General features: G+C 46.6%; 17 protein-coding genes and 1 riboswitch. Of the genes, 4 read left to right on the forward strand and 13 right to left on the reverse strand.

Features of this window, described 5'->3' with window-relative positions:
- Window positions 1-6: 6 nt before the first annotated feature.
- From NST44_RS22075 to NST44_RS22105, 7 genes are all read right to left on the reverse strand, one after another.
- Window positions 7-738: an SIS domain-containing protein gene (locus NST44_RS22075; protein WP_340900618.1), complete on the reverse strand. Its 732-nt coding sequence runs from the start codon at window positions 736-738 to the stop codon at window positions 7-9.
- Window positions 739-820: 82 nt separating this feature from the next.
- Window positions 821-1,567, reverse strand: a complete 747-nt coding sequence (locus NST44_RS22080) for a GntR family transcriptional regulator (protein ID WP_007131913.1) — start codon at window positions 1,565-1,567, stop codon at window positions 821-823.
- A 279-nt stretch (window positions 1,568-1,846) separates the two neighbouring features.
- Window positions 1,847-2,416 carry a YdeI/OmpD-associated family protein gene (locus NST44_RS22085; RefSeq protein ID WP_340900619.1) on the reverse strand — a complete coding sequence of 190 codons (570 nt, stop codon included), beginning with the start codon at window positions 2,414-2,416 and terminating at the stop codon, window positions 1,847-1,849.
- Window positions 2,417-2,690: 274 nt separating this feature from the next.
- Window positions 2,691-3,485, reverse strand: coding sequence for a DUF2935 domain-containing protein (locus tag NST44_RS22090; RefSeq protein WP_340900620.1), 795 nt, complete (start codon window positions 3,483-3,485; stop codon window positions 2,691-2,693).
- A 140-nt stretch (window positions 3,486-3,625) separates the two neighbouring features.
- A complete protein-coding gene (locus tag NST44_RS22095) occupies window positions 3,626-5,095 on the reverse strand; it encodes a serine hydrolase domain-containing protein (protein ID WP_445670730.1) in 1,470 nt (489 codons plus the stop codon).
- 451 nt (window positions 5,096-5,546) lie between these two features.
- A complete protein-coding gene (locus NST44_RS22100) occupies window positions 5,547-6,971 on the reverse strand; it encodes a response regulator transcription factor (RefSeq protein WP_213614024.1) in 1,425 nt (474 codons plus the stop codon).
- On the reverse strand, window positions 6,968-8,713 hold the full coding sequence (locus NST44_RS22105) for a sensor histidine kinase (RefSeq protein WP_007131908.1): 1,746 nt from the start codon (window positions 8,711-8,713) through the stop codon (window positions 6,968-6,970). The genes NST44_RS22100 and NST44_RS22105 overlap by 4 nt, the downstream gene beginning before the upstream one ends.
- 440 nt (window positions 8,714-9,153) lie before the next feature.
- Here NST44_RS22105 and NST44_RS22110 point away from each other — a divergent pair, with 440 nt between their 5' ends.
- The 3 genes from NST44_RS22110 (at window position 9,154) to NST44_RS22120 (ending at window position 12,801) form a co-directional block, all read left to right on the forward strand.
- On the forward strand, window positions 9,154-10,854 hold the full coding sequence (locus NST44_RS22110) for an extracellular solute-binding protein (RefSeq protein ID WP_210094940.1): 1,701 nt from the start codon (window positions 9,154-9,156) through the stop codon (window positions 10,852-10,854).
- 100 nt (window positions 10,855-10,954) lie between these two features.
- Window positions 10,955-11,845 carry an ABC transporter permease gene (locus NST44_RS22115; protein ID WP_210094939.1) on the forward strand — a complete coding sequence of 297 codons (891 nt, stop codon included), beginning with the start codon at window positions 10,955-10,957 and terminating at the stop codon, window positions 11,843-11,845.
- Between the two features lie 65 nt (window positions 11,846-11,910).
- Window positions 11,911-12,801, forward strand: coding sequence for a carbohydrate ABC transporter permease (locus NST44_RS22120; RefSeq protein ID WP_340900622.1), 891 nt, complete (start codon window positions 11,911-11,913; stop codon window positions 12,799-12,801).
- 326 nt (window positions 12,802-13,127) lie between these two features.
- Here NST44_RS22120 and NST44_RS22125 read toward each other — a convergent pair whose 3' ends face one another.
- A complete protein-coding gene (locus NST44_RS22125) occupies window positions 13,128-15,287 on the reverse strand; it encodes a non-ribosomal peptide synthetase (protein ID WP_210094936.1) in 2,160 nt (719 codons plus the stop codon).
- A gap of 209 nt (window positions 15,288-15,496) precedes the next feature.
- Window positions 15,497-15,591: riboswitch (cyclic di-GMP riboswitch) on the reverse strand.
- 708 nt (window positions 15,592-16,299) lie between these two features.
- Window positions 16,300-19,131: a hypothetical protein gene (locus NST44_RS22130; RefSeq protein WP_213614022.1), complete on the reverse strand. Its 2,832-nt coding sequence runs from the start codon at window positions 19,129-19,131 to the stop codon at window positions 16,300-16,302.
- 222 nt (window positions 19,132-19,353) lie between these two features.
- On the opposite strand from NST44_RS22130, the gene NST44_RS22135 reads away from it, so the two are divergent.
- Window positions 19,354-20,187, forward strand: a complete 834-nt coding sequence (locus NST44_RS22135) for a polysaccharide deacetylase family protein (RefSeq protein ID WP_210094934.1) — start codon at window positions 19,354-19,356, stop codon at window positions 20,185-20,187.
- 311 nt (window positions 20,188-20,498) lie between these two features.
- On the opposite strand, the gene NST44_RS22140 is transcribed toward NST44_RS22135, so the two are convergent.
- The 4 genes from NST44_RS22140 to NST44_RS22155 form a co-directional block, all read right to left on the reverse strand.
- Complete coding sequence (locus tag NST44_RS22140; protein ID WP_210094933.1) at window positions 20,499-21,377, reverse strand: AraC family transcriptional regulator; 879 nt, start codon at window positions 21,375-21,377, stop codon at window positions 20,499-20,501.
- A gap of 188 nt (window positions 21,378-21,565) precedes the next feature.
- Complete coding sequence (locus tag NST44_RS22145) at window positions 21,566-22,018, reverse strand: hypothetical protein (protein WP_210094932.1); 453 nt, start codon at window positions 22,016-22,018, stop codon at window positions 21,566-21,568.
- A gap of 189 nt (window positions 22,019-22,207) precedes the next feature.
- Window positions 22,208-22,657: a class I SAM-dependent methyltransferase gene (locus NST44_RS22150; protein ID WP_340901459.1), complete on the reverse strand. Its 450-nt coding sequence runs from the start codon at window positions 22,655-22,657 to the stop codon at window positions 22,208-22,210.
- Window positions 22,576-22,800 (reverse strand): hypothetical protein, encoded by a 225-nt coding sequence (locus tag NST44_RS22155; RefSeq protein ID WP_244869101.1) that lies wholly within the window; start codon window positions 22,798-22,800, stop codon window positions 22,576-22,578. Before NST44_RS22155 ends, NST44_RS22150 begins: the two co-directional genes overlap by 82 nt.
- Window positions 22,801-22,821: the final 21 nt, after the last annotated feature.

The following is a 22,821-nucleotide window of genomic DNA, read 5'->3' on the forward strand; positions in this document are numbered from 1 at the left end:
GGGCCGTTATAAATGCTTAATCCGCGAGCGGTAACGATCAATATATGCCTGATTGTGTTCAAAGCCGCCCGAGACATTGCCGCTTACATATATTGGCGGTTCAATCCCACGATCGATCAGCTTCTCGGCAACGCTAGTCATCACCATATTCAGGATAATACTGCCAATGGCCGTTGACCCCGACGCCATTTTAACCCCCGATGATGGCAGCTCTACCAGCGCATCTCCATGCGGCATATGATTGTCAATGACCAGATCGGCTATATCCCGAAGCCGATGACCCGAATGGTGGCGGGTTTCATCGCCGGAATAAGCGGATGAGCATAAGGCAACAACTTTCAGTCCCTTTGCCTTGGCTGCCATTGCCATTTCTACTGGCAGACTGTTTATTCCGGAATTGGAAATCACAATAATAACTTCTCCGGGATGAACGATATAGTTATCCAGAATATGTTCGGCATAACCGGACATCCGCTCCACCTTAGAGCTTTTAACTGCCCCCTCATGCAGCATGATGCTAGTTTCGAGGATGGCATTTACCGGCACCATTCCTCCGGCTCTATAAAAGAAATCCTCCACCAGCAAATGTGAATGACCACAGCCAAACAGGTGCAGCAGCCCATCCTTTGCTATGGAATCGGCAATCCATTCGGCAGCCTTGTTTATGGACTCGCTTTCTTCACGCGTAATAAGTTCAATATGATCCATCATGGTCGAGACAAATTTGTAGGCAAGCATATGGTTTTCCCCTTCCTGGTCACATTTCTTATTGATGATCAATCGTTGAAGGTTACCCGAATAGATGTCAGCAAGTTCCGGTTTATAGATTCATTTCGATCTTGAATTTGTATCGGTCACCCCTGTATAGAGATCGGACAAATTCCAGCGGTTTATCTGCACCCTCCGTGTACGTGATTCTTTCAATCAGCATTGCAGGCTCATGCGGTCCGATCTCCAATATGCCCGCCTCATCGGGGTAAACGCTTGCAACTTCGATCGTTTGGATCGCCTTTACCAACCTGATTCCACAAACCTCCTCTAGCTTCTGATAGAGCGATACGTTCTCCATATCCATACCATAAAGTGGCTTTACTTGATCGTATCGCAGGTAGGAACGTTCAAGCGCCATTGGCTCTCCGTCTGCGGTGCGTACCCTTACCAACTCGAGCACTTCCTCATCAGCATCCATCTGCAGCCGGGAAGCAACCTGCTTGGTTGCCGGGATCACCTTCATCGACACCACCAGTGCTCCCGGAACGATTCCCCGATTCTCCATATCCTTACTGAAGCTTGTCAGCGAAGTCAAAGGCTGTTCAATTTTCGGCTGTGATACAAACGTGCCTACGCCACGCTGCCTGTATAGAAGCCCTTCCTGGACCAACTCGTTGATCGCTTGGCGAACCGTCAGTCGGTTGATCTCAAACTCTTCTGCCAGCTCCCGTTCCGACGGTATTAATTGCTCGGGTATATAATGCCCGGTTGCGATTTCGTTTCGCAAATACTCCTTCACTTGAAAGTAGAGTGGTATCACGCTGTTCTTATCAATCACACTCTTCTTTTCTTTCATCGTATCATCCACCTCCCAACATCTAGAGATGTAGTTGTCTATACCAGTTGTTATGGAGAATTATAAATATGGTTGTTTATGCTGTCAATACATTCTTTGAAAAAAACAAAAGCCGCCTACCTGGCGACTCATGACACATGTATGATTTTGTAACGAAAACCGTGATGATTAGTCTTGCAAAAATGTTACTATTGTTGTTATCGTCTTCAGTCAGCGGAGCCAATAGAAATTACTTCCCACTCTTCAAACCGTGTCCCCCCGCTGCTAAGGGAGCTCAACTTAATAGTCCAGCAGCCGACCATGATCATGCCATGAACCGTACATTTTGTTTTCTCTCGTGTTTACTATGAATTTTTCTAGTCTGCTGCCAAATAATTCCGGCTGATTTTTGACGCTTTGGATCGTGTCGATCCGAACTCTTTTATATAATTCTGGGAATGCCATAAAGTTCTCATAGACTAACTTCTCCTCTTGTATCCTTTGCTCAATAACCTCATCTATTTTAAAAGAATCGGGGTCCATATCGGGAAGTACCCGTCTTCCTTCCTCTCTCATGAATCCCAGCTTTTCGAGTCGGCGGACTCGTTCTTTATTCAATTCCGTCCAGGAGCTTTTTTTACTTCGGGGTGACAATCTCTGCGCTAGCCCAGTTTCAGAAATTTTCTTCTTGACGCTATCGATCCATCCAAAGCACAAAGCTTCTTCGACCGCATCCAAATACAGCAGCGTTTCGGGATTAGGTTTCATACCAACGATGACCCAACAGCATTTCTCTGTCTTGCTATGTGCCAGCAGCCATGCCCTCAATTCTTCTCTCGAATTTCCCGAGATCAGATTTTCTATTTCCATCAACCCTTCTCCTTTCTAAGCATGATTAGCATAAAATTGGTCGCGTCTCTACTCTTAGAATTATCGGCCTTTTCAGATAAATTAAATCCATCCATGTATGGTAGTTATGCAGTTCTACGGGATGGTCCATCGTTTCCCTTCCTCTCCTTTTACCTTCTTTCGTTGTGGTTGTCTTCCTAGTTCTAGAATAAAAAAAGATATATGACAGCTTACCGTCATATATCTTCATAAAATTTGAGAACATTGGGAAACCGTTCTTTTAATCCGGCTTCCATCAACCAGAAACACGGGGCTTAGTCGGGTCGCAGTTCGGGCTCTTTATTTCACCCAAATCGGCCAGCTTGGACAGATAGTAGCATTCTTCACGATACATATGGTCAGGCATTAACGGGTTAATCCGATCCAGCACCTCCCCGGTTAATTCAAGCTCCTCAAGCTCCGATAGGAAGTGCATGAACACCTTTATTTCCAGGTCAATATCCGCATGGAATTTGTGCATAGCCGGAAATTCCTTAAGATGGGTCCGTAAATAACCGACCATTTCAACGGCTTTCAGATAAAAGCCTTCAAAATCCTTCTGGAACGCCATGCTTTTCGCAATCAAGGACTTCTCCGCAAAATCCAAATCGGCCGCGATGCTTGCCGCATGACCAAAGGCATCCTGAAGCCAGAGCAGATCGTGATGCAAGGCATGAAAACGGGGAACGCCGCGTCCTTCAAGAAGCGATTCCAGAATTCGCTGGTACTCCTCCAATTCGTTCACCATATGATTCACGAAAGATGGAGTCAGAAGCAGGTCTATCTTGCCTGCGAGTTGACGTTCCAGCAGATTCAGCTTGAACTCGCGCAGTTCATGCACAGCATGACTGGCCTCTTGCGTCAGTTTGTCGATGAACGCAGATGCATCCGGTCGCCTAGCCTCGCCGAGCAGGGCATCGAAGTTGTCTCTTAACCGTTCAGCAATCGCAACATCCGTTTTTTCCTTCGGTGAAAGTGCAGTAAAAATAAACCGGCAGTGGTCGCCAAGAATCTGCAGCCAAAACCGGTGTTCATACAAGGGGTCACTCATCCGCCTTGCCTCCTCCCGCAGCCTTTATTCTCCAGAAATATATGCAGCTGCAGGCGGAGTAGACCAGAGAGTGCCGAAACATATGGAAAAAGCTCTTCCAACGTACCGCAATGTTGCATATTCTTATGCAGGGTAATTTGTCATTTGGATTTTCTAGTGAGGACTAGCATTAATATATAGATATAATAGATTGCACTTAAAGCAAGTATGCTGTAAAACAATGCGGTGACCGACGCTGGTGCCCACACTTTAATAAATCCCCAAGTCACCCCTCCAAGCAGCATTTTCGGAGCCTTGATCAAGAGCAGGATAACAATGGTTACGAATAATGTGTGCAAGTTTATCCATAAAGCTCTTTTTAAATTGAAAGGCCTATTGATTCGTTGTTTTCGGATTGTCATTAAAATAACTCTAACCGATAGAAACAGGAGCAAAACTCCTATAGCCGCAATAGCAGCCAAAATATAGGTTAATATCTGATCCAATTGCTGATAGCTGTCGGCATGGCGGTACGCTACTTCTCTGCCTTCCCATATATCCATAACTCCCTGTCCAATGGCTGTTGTATAGCTTGTTTTCATATTGGCCAGGATCGCCACACCTACTTGTTCGTCAGGCTTCAATATGAAATAGGAGCTGAACGTCGGATTTTCGCCGGCATGAAGGAGATATGTTTGTCCTGAGCCATGTTGAACTCCCCATCCTGCAGCATAATGCGTATTCTGGTCGAAGGGCTCAACGGAAAGATCGGGCTCGTGCGATTTTTGAATGAGGTGCTGGTCCATCTCGCTTGTTGAAATATACCCTAATTGGAGATGTAACCATTTTGCGATATCGTTTGAATTGCTGATGATATAACCGGCAGGGATGTTTCCTCTGTATACAGGTGCGGTGTAAGCTTGTTCCTTCATAAATCCTAGTTTATAACCGGTAGCGATTACCTCGGATTGAAGCTGATGCAGCCCTACGTAGGAGTCCTTCATCCCAATTGGATCAAGAACATGCTGCTTTATGTACATGTCAAAAGGCTGTTTAGTAACGCGCTCAATTACATATCCCAGCACATCGTAATTGATGGTCGCATACTCAAATGAGCTGCCCGGTTTTCGGTTTAGCGGCTGATCCACCAAGGTTCTAACCGTGAGCTCAAGTGCGTTATCGGCTTTGCTTGCAGGAATCTTGACGATGGTGTTTGAAGCAATCCCGCTTGTGTGATGCATCAACTGATCTATTGTGATCGTTTGAGGCTCTCCATTATATTTTAACTCTAACCAGGGAATATAGGTCCGAACATCATCGGTTCGCTTTAATTGTCCCTTCTGTTCCAGCTGTAAGATAGCGAGTGCCGTAAAGGCTTTGGTCGTGGAGCCGATTTCAAACAATGTATCGGGTGTGACTTCGCTTTTGGTTTTTACGTCTGCATAGCCAAATCCTTTTTGATATACGGTTTTTCCCTTCTCTACAATAACAACCGAGAGTCCTGGAATTTTACTTAGATCGTGTTGTTCTTGAATAAAACGCTCGATTTGATGAATCCGATCATTGGCTTCGGCACGAGCGATGCTGGGGATTGCTGCGGACAAGAGCAGACAGACAACAAGAAAAAACATATAGCTTTTAGGAAGGGATGATCTACGGGCTAGTTCTTTTCCTTTAGGATTTTCCAAATGGCTTTCTCCTCGCTTTATATTTAATAAGCTTAATATAAAGCGAGATTCCAATACCGTGCCATCGATTGACATGACAATCTTCGGGTGGAGCATGACAAATCTGTCACTTCCTCTACCAGCTTTCCCTCCGAGCTAGCTTGTGTTAGTAGACTGATAAATTGTATATGAAATAATTAAGCCACCTGGCTCCTTTCCAAGTGGCTCCATTAACCTTGCTACATATTTGATTTTCTTCGATTTATTCTTTGGAAAATCAGCCTAAACGTCATTATGAAGAATAAAGTATTGACTCAACTTTTAGGCTGAAAAGTTATAATTTACACCCAAAATATTTATATATTTCATGAGTTAACAGGCACAGGAGGATTCATCGGGAATTTCAAGCAATCGTTTACCTCACCTTATTCTGCTGTCTATATTCGCTCGGCAGCATGCCTGTCTGCTCTCGAAAAGTTCTGCTGAAATATTTCTCATCCTCGTATCCGGTTTGCTTGGCAATCCAGACAATTGGCCTCGACGTCTGCTCCAGATATTCCCGCGCTTTATCGATTCGTACCTTGCGCAGATATTCATTGAAGGAATAGCCTACGATTTCTTTGAAACATTGATAAAAGTAGCTTCGGCTCAAATTGACCCGCTTCGCTACATCGATGGCGAATAACGGAGTATCAAGTTCGTCGTGTACGATCTTGACCGCGTTCATAATGCTGCCGCTCACTTCCGGGCTCAGCTGCAGGCTGCCTGACAGAGTTATCCCCATTTCCCTGAAATGTTTCAGCCAGTCCACCACCTCCCGCCAGCACGTAAATGTGTCAGGCATCTTGATCTCATCAGGTTGTATCGCTCTAAATAGCCGGTTCCAGTCAACCATAAAACCGTAGATCCATTGCATTAATTTGGAGACAGGTATACGCAGTTCTTTGAATCGGCTACAAAGCTTATCAAAAGCCTCGTCGTCATGGACCCATGTGAAGGCATGCAGTAATTCCTTCACAGTCTCCGTCTCTTCTTCTCCCGGTTCAGGTTGTTCCACCAGCAGGTCCATGACAGACTTCTCAATCGGATAGGGCTCATGGCCGTCGCAGTCGTAGAAAAAATCTCTTCTTCTGTAGGCGCGGATCCGTTGAAACAGATCGGAGGGAGATAAACCGGCAGTATGCCGCAGCCGTACCAAATGCCATCCGGTGCTTCCCACTCCGTTTGGAAGCGGCGGCAACGGCGCATCTTCATAGGGACTTTGAGGCTGAACCTCCCTGGTAAGATCGGTCAACCACAACAGAATAGAGCCTTCCGTTTCGGCTATCCAGCCCAAGGATACGCAATCCGCAACCATTCTGCTTGTAATTGGCTCATCCGGATACGTCAATAGCGCATAGGCCGTTTCGCAAGAATTAACTTCTACGATCGAATCCGCCTCGTTCTTGTGCTTCTGCTTCTCTGCCATAATGCGCGAGTGAATGCGCTGAAATACTTCTTCGAACTGTTCTTTTTCAAGCTCTACCTTGGCAATGTAATCAATGGCGCCCAGGCGCAGCGCTTCCTGGATGTATTCAAAATCCTGATGAAGCGTCAGCACGGCGATCGCGATTTCCGGATATAACTTGCGTACAATCCGAATTAATTCGATGCCCGACATCACGGGCATGGCCAGATCGGTCATTAACAGATCTACCCGATTCGCCTTCAGAAAATCAAGCGCCTTCTCCCCGTTGGCAGCTTCGCCTACAACTCTCATTCCGAACGATTCCCAAGGCAAAAAGGACATCAGTCCCTTACGTACAAGCTTGTCGTCGTCTACGATGAGAACATGGATCATTTTGTTGATTTCCCCTCCCCGATTTGTATCGAAATGATGATGCGGGTACCTTTGCCAAGCTCGCTTGTTACCGAAAGACTCGCTTTCCCTTCGTAATGAAAGGCTAACATTCGTTTGACATAATTCAGTCCGATTCCCATTCCCACTCGATGGTGCTCGGTCTGTTCCTGCTCAAGCAATGCCTCAATCGTTTCCTCAGAGATCCCCCCACCGTTATCCCGAATTTCGATCTCGAGTCTGTCATTCTTTCTAACCACCACCTCGATTCTGCCGTTGTCATCCAGCCCGTGATAGAGTGAATTTTCAACCAACGGCTGCAGAATGAATCTGGGAACCGTCACTTCGAGCAATGCGTCGTCCACGTAAATTTTGACATCGAACTGAAAATTGTATCGAATTTGCTGGAGAATGAGATATTGTTTCAGTGAATCAATCTCATCCCTGATCGTCGCGACACTGTTGCCTTTGCGGAGATTGTAGTAGAGCAGTTTGTTCAACGAAGTGACAAGCCTGTCGATCTCCTCCTGACCGTTCATAACGGCAAGCCAGTGAGCAGTATCCAGCGTGTTCATCAAGAAATGCGGATTGATCTGATACTGAAGCTTCTCAATCTCCAGATCCGCTCTGCGCTTCTCCTTGGCCTTGATTTCAGAATACAGCTGCGTAATCTGAACCTTCATATGTTGAAATTGGTTTAACAACATCTCGAATTCCGGTATGCTCGATTGCGTGGCTGCCGCATTAAAATTGCTGCCCGCAATCGATTTGATCTCCTTATGGAAGCGCGACAGCGGCCGGTACACCATTTTCCATAGAAGCCAGCCAATCGTCAGACTGACTACGGCGAACAGCAGCGCCAGCCCCAGCATCTGCATCATCCAGCGGTTTTTCTCGCGGTTGTAGTCGGATTTCGCAATAAGCGAGACCACGCTCCAGCCCTGATTGCTGACTTGTCGATACCAATAATAGTCGGACGTAATACCTGTTACCAGGGATGGCGATAGTGTGTCCGAAAAAAATGAATTTTCAGGGAAGATATCTTGAAGTTCGCTGTAAGAAATTCTTCCGTTGTTGTCCAGAATTAAATGATTGGTATGCTTGCTGACTTCATCCAAATCAAGAATGCTCTGCGTCAGCTTGAAACCGGACTCAATGTAGACATAGGCATCCTCCCTCTCCGGCAAATCCACCTTTCGCAACGCGGAAAGCACATATTGATTGTTGAAACGGTCTTGACTGATATGCGGTCCAAAATAGGTGATGCCATAATACTCTGCGAGGATTGGAAGATTATCGATATGGAATGGCTGCTTCATGCCGGTATTCTCAAAAAGAGTGGTCTGATCGTCGCGTAAATAATACAACGTTAATCCTACATTGGGATTAGTGAACGTGATGAGATTCAGCTGACTTTTGATCTCGTCCGTCAGATAACTCCGGTCATATGGCTGCTTCGCTGTCAAAAACTTTTCAAGCTGCCTACCGACATTCCCCTTGAAGGTCAGTTGTTGGGAAACGTGGTTCAGATTGTTCAGCGTGTTCTCAAGCGACAATCTGACCTGCTTTAAATTGCTTTGAATGCCGGATTGCAGCTTCGTATTCAGAATGGATGTAATGGTGTTGTAGGAAAGATAACAGGTGCAGATGAACGGGATCAATGTTGCTGCGGCGAACAGTAAAAGAATTCTATTTTTCAAGGTCAATCGCTTCAGGCCGGATTTCCAATCCTTTTCCGGTTCCATCGTCTCACCCCCATCCATACTTTCTCAGTAAGAATGACTGCAGATTCGAGTGCTCTCCTGGGTCCTGCTCCATTTTATTGGGTCTTCCAATTGAACTAGACTCCTCCTCTCTTTGAATGGTATTGCTTATGACGTGCATAAACAGAAACAGGTGAAAAATCTTTCTAGAATATAACACAAATAAAAATGATTATTGAGCAAAGATTTCAATAAATCAGATGCCTAAGCTGTTATCTTTCCAATGAAAAAATCACGGGTAGACAAATGTCTTCTCCTTAGTAGGTGAAATGTCCAACCATCCGGAGCAGCCGTAAATTTTTGTACAAATGACCCCCTCATTTAGAAACCACCTTCTATCCTTGAAGGCGGTTTCATTGTGTTACAGTTAAATGGTCCATAAGGATAGTTATTCCATTCAATCTGGTAGAAGGGGTGTAATTATGAAAAACAAGTCAAAACCGTTAGCGCTTTTACTGGCCTGCTTTCTCGTGCTAGGTGCTTGCAGCAACACAACTAATAACACGCCGGCTGCACCGGAGAAAAGCGCGGAGTCAAGCGAACCCGCTGATCCATTTGGCCGCTACGAAGAGCCTGTCCAGATCAGCATCAGTATTGAAATCGATCCCACCGATAATGAGCTGCCGCCTGGCGACACGCCGCTGGACAATCAATACACTCGTCAGATTAAGGAAGCGCTTAATGTGGACGTCGATCATCAATTTGCTGCCACCGGCCAGAATCTTCGCCAGAGAATTAGTCTCGCTATTGCAAGTAACGATTTGCCGGATGCTATGGTCGTTAATGCCGTTGAGCTGCGCCAATTGGTCGAAGCCGATCAGATTGCCGATTTAACGGAGGTGTATGAGCGATATGCATCCCCGGATATAAAGAGCATCATTGAAAACACCAACGGTGCTGCCTTGGATGCAGTAACCTTCGATGGCAAAATCATGGCCCTTCCGGGTGTTCAAGCCAATGCCGATGGCATTCACCTCTTGTGGATCCGGCAAGACTGGCTGGATAAGCTGAACCTTGAACCGCCAACCACGATGGCAGAACTTGAGGACGTCGCCCGTGCTTTCGTCGAAGATGATCCGGATGGCAACGGTAAGCGCGACACGATTGGGATTACCGGACCGGAGAGCGGCGGTAAGCTGTATGCGAACTTCCTTGAGTCGAAGAACAATTTGTACGGTTTTGACCCCATTTTCTCCGCGCATGACGCGTTCCCTGGATACTGGCTCGAGGGCGAGGATGGCAGCCCTGTGTACGGGTCGATCCTGCCGGAGACTCGCGAGGCGTTAGCTAATTTGAGAGATTTGTATTCCAAGGGACTTATTGATCCAGAGATGGGTGTTCGTAACAAAGCGGATGAACCCATTATCGCTGGAAAATCCGGAATGTTCTTTGCGCCTTGGTGGATGGCTTACGGCCCGCTAACCAATGCCGTAAAAAACGATCCCGAAGCCAACTGGCAAGCTTACGCCCTGCCTTTAAATCAAAATGGCGAATTTAGACCACATGCTGCCACGCCTTCAACTGAGTTTGTGGTGGTTCGGAAAAATTACGAGCATCCGGAAGTTCCTATGAAATTACTAAACAATTTGTTTAAAAACGAGCAGGAGAACACCTTTGACCCGAGCAAAGGCGGGCCTGGTTATTATCCGCTCCGCGTGGTGTACGCTCCATCCGATGAAATTGAATTTACGGTCAAAGCCCTCCGTGATGTGCTGGCAGGCAATAAAACCGCAGAGGATTTTGCGAATGACAAAGCCTACAAACTGCTGCCTTCGGACATCGCAAGTATCAAGACGATCAAAAAGGAGCCTTACGATTCTATGGATATATCAACATGGAACCCGGAAGCGAATTGGGGAGCATGGACTCGAGCGTACTCCATCATGGTGGGCGGCAGGCCGCTGGTTGATACCGAGTTTGAGGCGGTGTCCAGTCTTCTGTATGAGCAAACGCCACTAATGGAGAGCCGTTGGGTGAATCTGCGCAAGTTAGAGGATGAGACCTTTCTGCGCATCATCATGGGTGCGGCTCCATTAGAGACATTCGACACCTTCGTCGAAAACTGGAAGCGTCAAGGCGGCGACCAGATTACCCAAGAGGTTAAGGATGCGCTTGCGCAGTAATCATCTTAAGGCTTCATAACGAATCATATAGCCAGAGCTTGAGGCACCTGTCAGGAGCTCTGGAACACTCGATGCAGGATGCGGGGAAAGGAGTGCTGTCATGCGAATGAAAGGCTTCGCCAAACATTATTATCTGATGCTGATTCCGGGATTTCTATGGCTGTTCGTCTTCAGCATCGTTCCGATGTTCGGCATCATCATTTCGTTCCAATATTTTAATCCAGGCAAAGGAATACTGGGCTCGGATTGGGCGGGGCTTGAACACTTCAAGTATATGTTTTTGCTGAAGGATACACAGGAAGTCTTCAGCAATACGCTAGTCATCGCGTCCATGAAGATTGTCGCCAACCTGATTGCGCCCCTGCTGTTTGCACTGATGCTCAATGAGCTGCGTCTAATGATTCTCAGGCGCTGGATTCAGACCATTGTCTATCTGCCTCACTTTTTATCCTGGGTTATTCTGGGGGGCATTGTACTCGATCTGTTCTCCTATAACGGACCCGTTAATCAACTGACAGCTTTGTTCGGATTCCAGCCCAAACTGTTCTTTGCCGATGCCCAGCTGTTTCCGTTCCTTGTAGTCGGCAGTGACGTCTGGAAGGAATTCGGTTTTGGTACCATTATCTATCTTGCTGCGCTTACCGGAATCAACCCGGCAATGTACGAGGCTGCTAACATCGATGGCGCAGGACGCTGGAGAAGTCTCTGGCATATTACGCTGCCCGGGATCCGCACTACAGCCGTATTGCTTACGGTACTTAGCTTGGGTAATGTGCTTAACGCGGGCTTCGACCAAATTTTCAATCTGTATAACCCGCTCGTCTATTCGACAGGTGATATTATTGACACCTGGGTCTATCGTACAGGTTTGCTCAACCTGCAATATGAACTTGCGACCGCCGTCGGCCTGCTAAAGTCCGTTGTAGGCTTCCTGCTGATATCCGTCTCGTATTATCTGGCTTACCGTTTTGTTAACTATCGCATATTCTAAGGATTCATCCTGATGCAAAGCTATACAAACGCATCCCATTCCAACTAGAGTAGGAGGTGCTGACCGTGGTCAGAGATCGGACGTTCGGCAACCGCGTGACGGATATTATACTGATTGTTGTCCTGATAGGCATAACTTTGTCTTGCATCCTGCCGATCTGGTACACGCTCTCCCTTTCGCTTAGCTCCAACTCAGCCGCTGCGGCCGGCAAGGTCTGGCTATGGCCGGTCGATTTCAATCTTAACGCATATGCCCAGATTCTCAATGACAATCAGTTCTTCCGGTCCTTCTGGATCTCGACCCATCGAGTGCTGCTGGGGGTTACGCTCAACTTTATCATGGTTGTGCTCATGTCTTATCCGCTCTCGCGGACAGCGAAAGAGCTCAAGGGGCGCAATGTGTTCATGTGGATTCTCATTTTCACGATGTTATTCAACGGCGGCCTGATCCCGCTTTATCTGACGGTCAAAGAGCTCAACATGCTGAACAGCATCTGGGCACTTGTCCTGGTCGGCGGTGCGCAGACCCTCGTCTTCAACGTCATCCTCACGATGAACTTCTTTCGCAACCTGCCCAAGGAGCTGGATGAAGCCGCCCTGGTCGACGGCGCGGGACCATGGTACATCCTGTTCAAGATCTACATCCCGCTGGCCGTGCCGGTGCTGGCGACCGTCTCGCTGTTCAGTATCGTGTATCACTGGAATGAATTTTTGTACGGTCTGATCTTCATGTCCCGTGAACAATTCTATCCACTCCAGACGTATATCCAGCAGCTTGTCGTCTCGGTCGATCCATCGACGATGTCTGAGGACCAGTACCGCCGCTTGTCGGAGTTGTCCAACCGGACACTCGATGCCGCCAAGATCTTCATCGCGATGCTGCCCGTCCTCATCGTCTATCCGTTCCTCCAGCGCTTCTTCATTCACGGGATTACGCTGGGTTCGGTTAAAGAGTAGCTTACCCACCCAGGACAACAGATTATAGAGATCTATGCCATTCTCTTTACGTTTTATAGTAAAACATACTGAAAATAGGGGCCGTTCCACATGATCTTAGATCTTGAGAAACGGCCCCTTTTTGCGGCTATGATGCGCCGGGTAGACAATTCATTCCCGTATAATCGCTTCGGTTATTGGAAACGGAGTCCTCCCATCCATCATTGGAGCTGACTGTACATAAAGGATCGACGGATTTGGTCAAATATGCGGTCTCGATTTGCTCGGCATCCTTGTCCAGCCAAATCTTATTAAGCATTTGCTTTCGATTCATTTATCGCTTCGTGTCAGTTAACGAGCATCGGACGAAGAAAATCAGGGTCCGGCAGAGCTTTTTTATCGACTTTCCCGTTAGGGGTGAGCGGCAAGCTTTCCACTTGTACTACAAGAGAGGGCAGGAAATATTCAGGTAAATTTCGGGCTAAATACGCCATCACTTCCGTTTCGGACAACATCTGTTTCGCAACAAAATACGCACATATTATCGGATTTCCACTTCTGTCGGCTTTGATGGCTACCGCGGCTTTCGAGATTCCATTGTGTTCCAATAGCCGAGTCTCGATTTCTCCCGGTTCCACTCGATACCCTCGGATCTTCACTTGATCGTCGATTCGCCCGATCATTTCGATATTGCCATCCGGCAGCCACATGGCCAAATCCCCCGTTCGATATAACCGTTCCCCAAGGAGCGGATGTTCCACAAACTTGGCTTCTGTCAATTCCAGCCGGTTCACATACCCCCGTGCGATACCGTCTCCTCCGACGCAAAGCTCTCCCACTACTCCGATCGGCTGAAGATTTAACTGTTTATCAAGAATATAAGCGGAGGAATTGCATATTGGTCTGCCAATTGGAATGGCGGATTCGAATTCACGTTCGATCGGGAAATAAGTGGAGAACGTCGTGTTTTCCGTCGGACCGTACATATTGATCATCCGCAGATCAGGGCACCTCTTCCTTACGGCATTTACGTACTTCGGCGATAACGCTTCTCCGCCGATTAGCAAGGTGTCTACCGTACGAAAGATGCCCGGATCCAGTTCGGCCAGATTATGGAACTGAGCCGTAGTCAGGAACCAAGCCGTAATAAAGTGGTCGATGATGGTTTCCTTCAATTTGCGAATGTCAAATGAGTCCGTGTCATTCATCAAATACAAGGTAGATCCGTTCAAAAGGGATCCCCAAATTTCAAAGGTCGACGCATCGGATGCAATTTTACCGGTTTGCAAAATTCGATGCTCCTTGGAAAAGTTGAAATAATTGGTATTCTTGACCAGGCTTACGATGTTGCGATGCTCAACCATGACCCCTGTCGGTGTCCCCGTTGATCCGGAAGTATAGATGATATACGCTAAACTTTGCGAGGTTACAGCAGATATCGTATGGGAACCGTTGTCGAGGTTTTGCTGCGCGTTGTCCCAATAAATTACTTTTCCTTTAAATGCAATGTCAGGCTTCCAACTGGAAGGGGCCAGCAAAAATCCCGCCTGACTGTCCTCGAGCATATATTCGATTCTTTCACGCGGAGAATCGGCTTCGATGAGCATATATGCGCCGCCCGCTTTCAATATGGCTGTAAGCCCGACAATCATGCTGACAGACCGGTCCGCGATAATGCCAACGACGCTCTCCGGCCTAACGCCGTGACACTGCAGTGCTTTTGCAAGCTGATTCGCGTGTTCGTTCAATTCCCGATAGGACATCCGATGCTCCTCGGTCATGACCGCCGGGCGATCGGGGTTTAAGCGCACCTGCTCCTCAAACAAGTAATGGACCGTTTGGCCGGAAGGATAGTCCGTCTTAGTTCTGCTGAAAGCCTGAATCTGTCTCTCCTCTACTTCCGACATCATGCGTATGTCGGCAATCGCATTCTCGGGGAAATTAAACACTTCATGCACAATTCGGCTCAAATGGCCGCCCATCTGCTCGATCGTTTCTTTTCTGTACAACCGGGCCGAATATTCAATGTGCATCATGATAGATTCCTTCTTAAAAGCCGTCAAAGCAAGCTCAAACGTCCCCAACTGATCGGATTCATCTGGAGTGGTATTGGCACTTTGCCAAGTAAAGGCCGCTTTGATGAACGGATTGCCGTTCAGATTCTTTCGCATATTCCGATCCTCGAGTGCTTGCATCGTGGTATGCTTGACCTCTAACAGAAACTTACCTAATGGCTTATGTACAGTAGGAGAGTAACGTATAGGAAACATCTGTCTTTCCAACAGATACCCGATTACAGGATCATCCTCGCCGGTATATTTGGCAAGCAGAATCGCATAACAAGCCATAAGTGCCATATCCACAGTTATTCCGAAATTGAACGCCAGTTCATGGAGTTTTCGGGTCGTTGCAAAATCAAGGGAAAAACTAACCCGGTTTCTTTCATCGTTGGTCCATCCCCCTCCTGGCAATTCCTCAATTGTTACTTCACTTGTCGTTTGTTCCATGACCATCTACCTCCCGGATTATCGATTCATTAATGTCTGATTGTTAACGAACAGAAAAATCCTCTTAGCATTCTGTAATGAAATAGCGTCCCCCTTCAACACCAGACTAGTTTTTTTGTTATAGCGAAGCTGCCGTTGTTTTTTGGAACGTCAAAAAAACCCCTTTCATCAATTCAAAATAATGAATAAAACGGAGGTTTCCCGTTGTATTCGGCAACTGGCTGGCATTGCGGTTGCAGTAGGTCCCGCATTAGCCCCTATAGCTTTGCGTCGCCACCTTTCGGTGGGTTTGCTATTGTCGTACAAAAATAGTATTTAATTTGTAAACCATGATTATATTATGTATTCGATTTACATTTACTGTATCTTGTTTCCAATTGAAAATCGATAGGTCTTTTGTTCAATATTGTGTTTCAAGAATGGTTTTGATGATATTGATAACCATCATATAACTCTAGGTCGCGATAGTTAATTTTTACTAATTTTATCTGTGCACCGTTTTCACTAAACTTCACCTAACTATGTATTATCACTATTTTTAACAGAAGACAGGGATACGTTATTACTAATAAAATCGATTAAGAACAGAGGCTTACACACGTTTTTTGTCCCTCGGCATAATTCCACAAATTACGCCATTACCCTAATAGAATCGGTATTCATTGTCCTAAATCCCTGTGTATTCTTCTGTTGTTACTTGGATATTGGACGATGGTTAATCAAGACAATAGTTCTATTTTTCAATGTCGAACCTATATCCATTGCCCTAATTACGACAACGGAAATCATTAGAGTCAATAACTTTTGTCGCTTGTCCTCCGGGACTAAAATACCGTTTTATAACTAATAAGGACAACTCCCATCCGACGCGAAAACTTCCATAATTTCAACTCGTTTGGTAATTCCATTCTTCAAGTTCGCTGTCTAATGGATCACTGGGATCACTGGACAATAAAGCAAAGAGCCGTTGTCCAGGACAACGGCCTCATATTGCTATCTGTCATGAACAGTTTTAAAAAGGTCCGGTTATTTTCACCTTGATTTTATTAGATTCAACGGTTACCCCGTTTAATGTAATACGGATCGACAACTCGGCTTGCCCCGGTTGCTTGGCGATAATCTTTCCTTTTGGGTCGATCTCCGCCTTATCCGGACGGCTGCTCACATACTCAATGTGAGCGCCGGATAACTCCTTAGTCTTTCTTCCTCTCTCAAGAAAGACTTCGTAGGAATAACGGACTTCATCTCCAGGGTGAAGCTGGAGCGATTCGGCCTCAAGCTGCACTTTGTCTAGTTGTACGACTAAATTAGGGTCGCTGTACTTCATCAGCTCGCTGCCGTATTTGAAATACAAGTTGCCAAAGTCGTCCTGTGCCAGCTTTTCCGCATTGCTTTCCAACAAGATGGAAAGTGCTTTGCTTGCTGCATCGATTTTGAAGAGCTTGCTCGTGTACGTACGGTCGGCAACATATCCCGTAAAAATAGTCCCATACACGTTGCCGTCGGTTCCAACGGTCAAGCGGGGATTGCTGTGCGTATAATCCGCGGCTGGAAACAGGTCGTTGCTGTAAATAACTTCTCGGCGCTCCGGATCATAAATGAACAGAGCCCCTAATGCCATTCCCCAAACGTTACCGTCCGGCCCCCATATCAAAGACGTTACTGCTTTTTTCCCCGGAACAGGCACCTGTTCCAGTTCTACCCGGCCGGATGCTGTATCGTATATGGCAAGCTTTCCCTCTCCGCCGGTCATGGCGCCTGTGCCCATGAAGAGCTTTCCATTTTTGTAAAGCAGCGAATTGATCGAATGGCCAGCAATGATGTCCCGTTTCACATCAAACTTCCCGGTATCCGGGTTGTACACGGTTAGAGCACCGCCTGTTTTGCCTGCAATTGGATAGGAACCGATGTATAGCAGGTTTTCTTCCTCAACCCCGAGCATTGCTACAGGCCGGTCTTGCTCCAAACCCAACTGACCAAGCCGCAGCGGGTTATTCGGTACCGAAGGATCCGTCCGGTTCCAAGGTTTGGCCGGATCGTATTCAAAGATGGTCGCTCTAGGATAAACGCCAAAATACATTTTTTCGTTCAAAGAGCCGAATCCCTCGACTTGGCCGATTTGAGGATAGTGTTTGGTTTCGTTGCGGGTCGGCGAGTAGATCCCCATGCCCCCGCCGGAGATGAAGCCGGCAGACAAGATCTGCCCGTCTATGCTCTTCCCGATGTTAAACAATTCTACGAATTGTGGCGGGAACGGGAGCTCAGGCGTCTCAATCATACCGGTTTCCAGATTGTAATAAAATGCCCTGCCGCTATTTCCGGCCAACCCGACCAAGGTCCAGCCCGGATATTTGGACTGATCCAGCTGTACATAACCAAAAGCGACGCCTGCTCCTTTGACATCCACACCCAGCGAGCCGTAAGCTCCCGTATTCACGTCGTATGAATAAAGGGACCACTGCTGCGCGCCTCCCGGAAGAGTCTCGTAATAGGTGTAGAATACCGTTTTGCCGTCAGGCGCTAACGGTGAGAATCCTCTGGCGTTATAGGCCGTATTTTTATTTACGATCCAGCTGGCAGCATCAGGATCATAGACGAACATAACGGGTCCCGGATCCACGCGTACGAATAATTTGCCCCCTGCATACTGGAGGTCATAAACCGAGGTCATGCCATTAAACTCAGGCGGATGAAGCGCGGTGGATGTTCCGCTTGCGAGATCGTATTTATAAAGCTTGGCGACATCGGCGCCCCCCACATAGATCGCTTGGTGATCGGAATCGTAAGCAAGGCTGCGGATATGCGACTCTTTCGATGATGACTTGAAGGATTTAAGAATTCGAGTCTGGTCGGAAGCGGGATCATATTCAAACAGCGTTTGGGAATATCCCGTTCCTCCATATACTTTGCCATCTTCCCCGGCTACAAGCGTCCAGATTACGGTATCGGTAGGTACCGGTTTGCCGATCACCCGCATTGTGTCCTCAGCAGGATCATATTGAAACAACGTCCCGTTCGGTGTACTGCCGATGTATACCTTTCCGTCGGATGCTGTCACAATCGCCCAAGCTGCCGATACGTTGCTACCGTCAAGTGCTACAAGCGGGTGTGTAGCCTTCACTTCTCTGGAAGCAACATCCATTACGATGAATTGTGCCGGATCACCCTGTGCGACCGTGAACAAAGCATCCTGGCCATTCTTGTCTTTACCGAAGGCTGCGGTCATCAGGGTTAGACTCGACGATTGCGGCCCCAAATTCGTTAAGTACGGTGAGGACGCATGCGTTTGCAATGCGACGCTGTCAACGAAATACCTGCCGGTTTGATCGCCATTAAAATTGAAGGCGACTTTGACCTCTGCAGCATTTTTAGGCGCCGCAGCAGCTACGCGTAAACTCTGCCATTTCTCAGAGGGTTCTCCGACCAGACCGCTGACTATGGAGACAAGCTTACCGTCTGCATCATAAAACCTGAGGTCGGCCTTGCCTCCCTTGCCTTCATCCGAAAGCACACTTGCCGTCATGACGACATTTCCGAATGGCTCGATCGCGTAGGCATCGCTCACCGCTCCGGAGCCTGCAGTTGGTAACAGGCGCTCCACTTGAAGACTTCGTTCCCCGTCCGCATATACGGACTCGCTTACGGTAAGGGCAGCTGCATCTTCTTCGGGCTGCCAGCCCGGCACGCGCCCATCTTGCTCCGGCTCCTCAAAGCTGCCATTGATCATAACGTTGGTCGAGTCAACATTTGCAGCATACGTTACCGGCATTGCCCACGCGAAACTTGCAAACATCATGATAAACGTTACGGCTGCGGCAACCCGACTCCTCCACTTGCTTCTCACTAAACTCTCTCCTTTGCGATTGGATTTTCCCTTTCCAAAGACAGTAAACGCTTTCAATACGCTATCATCTTATCATATCCCGTTAATTGTATACAAGTAAAATACATGTAAGCGAACTCTTTCAAACTATAGACGACCAGCAGTTCGTTTCGTTCTTATTGAATAACAAGCTAAAAATCCGGGGAATATTAGGAGCAAAATATAACCTGAGGAGATTTAATTATGAAATTACGGTGGTTTCTGCCGCTATTGATAATCCTCATATGCTCTGGATGCGGCAGCCGAGCCCAACCTGTCCCCCAACAGCGACAAAATACGGTTGCCAACAACCTGACACAGTCATCCAATACTCCAAATTTATTAGATGGTTCTGAAAAGGCTGTTCGGACCACGAAACCCATGTCTCTTGCGGACTTAAGGGCAAAGTACCAAAGCACGTTCTGGCTTCATGGCCCGTCTTCCAAGCGCGAGGTCGCTTTAACTTTTGACGATGCGCCTGATGACGTATATACCCCTCAGATTTTGGATGCTTTAAAACGAGAAGGCGTCAGAGCAACGTTCTTTGTCGTTGGCAATCGGATTGAGGCTCACCCCGAAATCGTACAGCGTATGGTTGAAGAAGGTCATATTTTAGGAAACCATTCGTATAATCATGCGAATTTGCCCAAATTAAGTGATGAAGATTTCCGGAGTCAAATTAACAGGACAGACAAATTGATTCAGTCGTTTACGGGCTATCGGCCAACCTTCGTTCGACCTCCATACGGAAACATCAATGAGCCACAAATTCAATGGCTGGCAAGCCAACACAAAATCATCGTGAACTGGAATGTCGACTCATTGGACTGGAAAGGATTAAACGCGGAGCAAGTCAAAAGCAACATTCTGGCCCACACTATGCCAGGGTCCATTATTTTGCAGCATGCTGCCGGAGGAGTTGGCGAGGATTTATCCGGGACCGTTCAAGCGTTACCGGACATCATCAGAAGCCTTCGAAATCAAAATGTTACGTTGGTTACCATCCCGGAACTGCTCGATGAATCGATTCGCCGCTAATCCGATATAAAAATACACTGACGAGCTTAGAGAATCCCTCTATAGGCTCGCCAGTGTTAAAATTATGGTATCCCGTTTCTAATAACCAATCTAATCGGCAAAAAGCATCTCCTCAAATTTCAGGTGAACCCCTTTCACACCGCGATCCACATCGTAATTCGACAATACAGCGAGCGTATAACCGGTATTTAAGTACGTAACCGATCATCCTCCGAAAGTTTCTGCATAAATGAGACAAAGGCTTCCAAGTCCATTTCCTTCAGTCGCAAGTTCATCATTGAATATCGCTCCTATTATAAATTCAAATGGTTCTAACGAACTTTAACCACGGGAATCCATAACTCGACCTCGATTTCTTCCGTAAACACCTGTTTTTCCAAACCAGCTTCGATTTCAGGACCGACTTGGATCATGGGTCCCTCAACTTGCTCATATCCCGAGGAAGGAAACCATTCGCCATAAATCCGGTGCCACTTTTCTTGTTCCCATGGAATTTCCACTTCAAATATGGCCCAAGTCATTGCAGGCACAATAAAGTGTGTAAAGTGTTCAGGACAAGATGCTGTTGAAGCAACAGCCATATAATAATCAAAATCTTGCTTCCCAAACAGTCCTCCTTCTCCGAGATGAACATGCGATATTCCGTAAGGTGCTTGGTTGTTTAGCGATTTCAGCTTGGCATACCGTTCATGGTCTGTCGATTTCCAAACCTGCACTACACCAGGATGTTCACCCGAGGCGATGGGTGTGACTCTATTTCTTATCCCGATCACTTGAAATGCGTCCTTTTGCTCGATTCTATACTTCATGGGCTCACTACCTCCTATGGATAATCGAAAGGTCATGGGAGGATATGCTTTTAAGGAATGCCCGGCAGTTCTCGCCTCAGTCGGTGTAATTCCATGTAATGCCTGAAAAGCTCGGGTGAATGCATCGGCCGATTGATAACCGTACTTCATGGCGGTGTCGATGACTTTGACTGATCTGTCCTGCAGATCAATCGCTGCAAGCGTAAGACGTCTGCGACGAATATATTCTTGTAGAGGAATACCTGCCAAGTATGAAAACATCCTTTTGAAGTGAAAAATGGAGCAGCAGGCTCGTTTAGCGATCTCACGTTCATCCATTTGGTTCTCAAGATTCTGTTCAATATAGTCTAATGCTTCATTCAAATGTTCAAGCACATTCATCCAATGACCCTCCTTTCCTCCATAGGATAACAGGGAATAACTGCATGCATCCGATACATCCTGTTCAACTTCTGCAGGGAGGCCGGGAATTAACTCATCTGCTGCTGAAGCAGTAATATCAATTAGTTATATTTAGCCAAGAGGGAACGGTCTTTTCAATCAACGCATGTAGCCCCCTATAGCCATAATTACTTAAGCAGCCCCTCAAGGACACTCCGATCGAAATCGTTTACGATTCGATAAGTCCAGCCATATCTTTTATGTCTGACTGCGCTGTTGTAAATTCGAATGTGATCGGGGCCATAAAAGAATACTCCGAACGTCCTGTAATTTGACGTGTACAACCGTATTTCATACTCGTCGTTATCGTAATTCCAGACATCACTCTTTCGCAGCTTAATTTCGGAAAGGCTGTCCATAAACCTGTCAATCGTGGCTTGATCTGTAATCTTAGTCAGCGATTCGTCCGAACGGAAGCGATTCTTACCGACATTCATCTCGATGATCTTCTCGGACTCCTTCAAATGATCGAGCAATAGCTCCTTGAACGAAGCTTTGGATTGATACGCATCGTAAACTATCCCGCTAATGACGATCAACGCGCACAGCGTCAAAAACACATACCATGAGCGCTTGCTCACGGAGCATCCCCCCTTTGTTTTATTTTGCTGCATCTGTGGTTTCCCAGAAGCATCAAACAACAATTAACAAGACAAATTCAATTGTAACATAAGGATTTGCAGGAAAATGCTGATAAATAAGTTTCGTAAATACTCTTGTTAATCTGAATAAAAAATAACCATCAATCTAAGACGGTTATTTGTACTCTTCTATTTTTTAATCTTGCAAATGAAAAAAGGGTACTCCGGGAACTCATCGTATACATTCTTTTGTTCTATCTGAAACGCAGTTCCCTTTATGTAAAATTCCAGCTTTTCCAGGAAGGAGTATTTAAGGCTTGCCATAAACATAAGGTATCCTCCTTGCTTCAGTAAGCTGAAACAAGAATCCAAGCATCTGTTGAAGTCGCCGGTCTCGTTGATCGCAGAACCTATTAAAGTTACAATGTCAAACTCCCCTCTAGGCAAGTCGGAATCAAAAATGCTTTTACATAAAACCTTAGAAGGATTGCGATGCCCTTCGCGTTTTTGCCTATAGGCAAATATCTCACATATATCATTGTCGATATCAATACTTGTTAATACTCCTTTTCCTTTAAGCCAGTATCCAAGGTAATCATCCCAATCCCCAGTACCAATTCCAACATTGCATACCTGAATACCTCAGTAGGCTTGAACGATTTTCGCACATAATCTCTTGTCACCACTTCTGTATACAGACATGGCGGAGAAGAATTCCATTCGCCGGCTTCGGGACTTTTTAACTCAAGATAATAACGAAATAACTTTTCGTCCATGTTCATCGAGAACTCCTCCAAGTATCT

Origin of the sequence: Paenibacillus sp. FSL W8-0919, from assembly GCF_038003785.1 — a bacterium.
Lineage (GTDB): Bacteria > Bacillota > Bacilli > Paenibacillales > Paenibacillaceae > Paenibacillus_AQ > Paenibacillus_AQ lactis.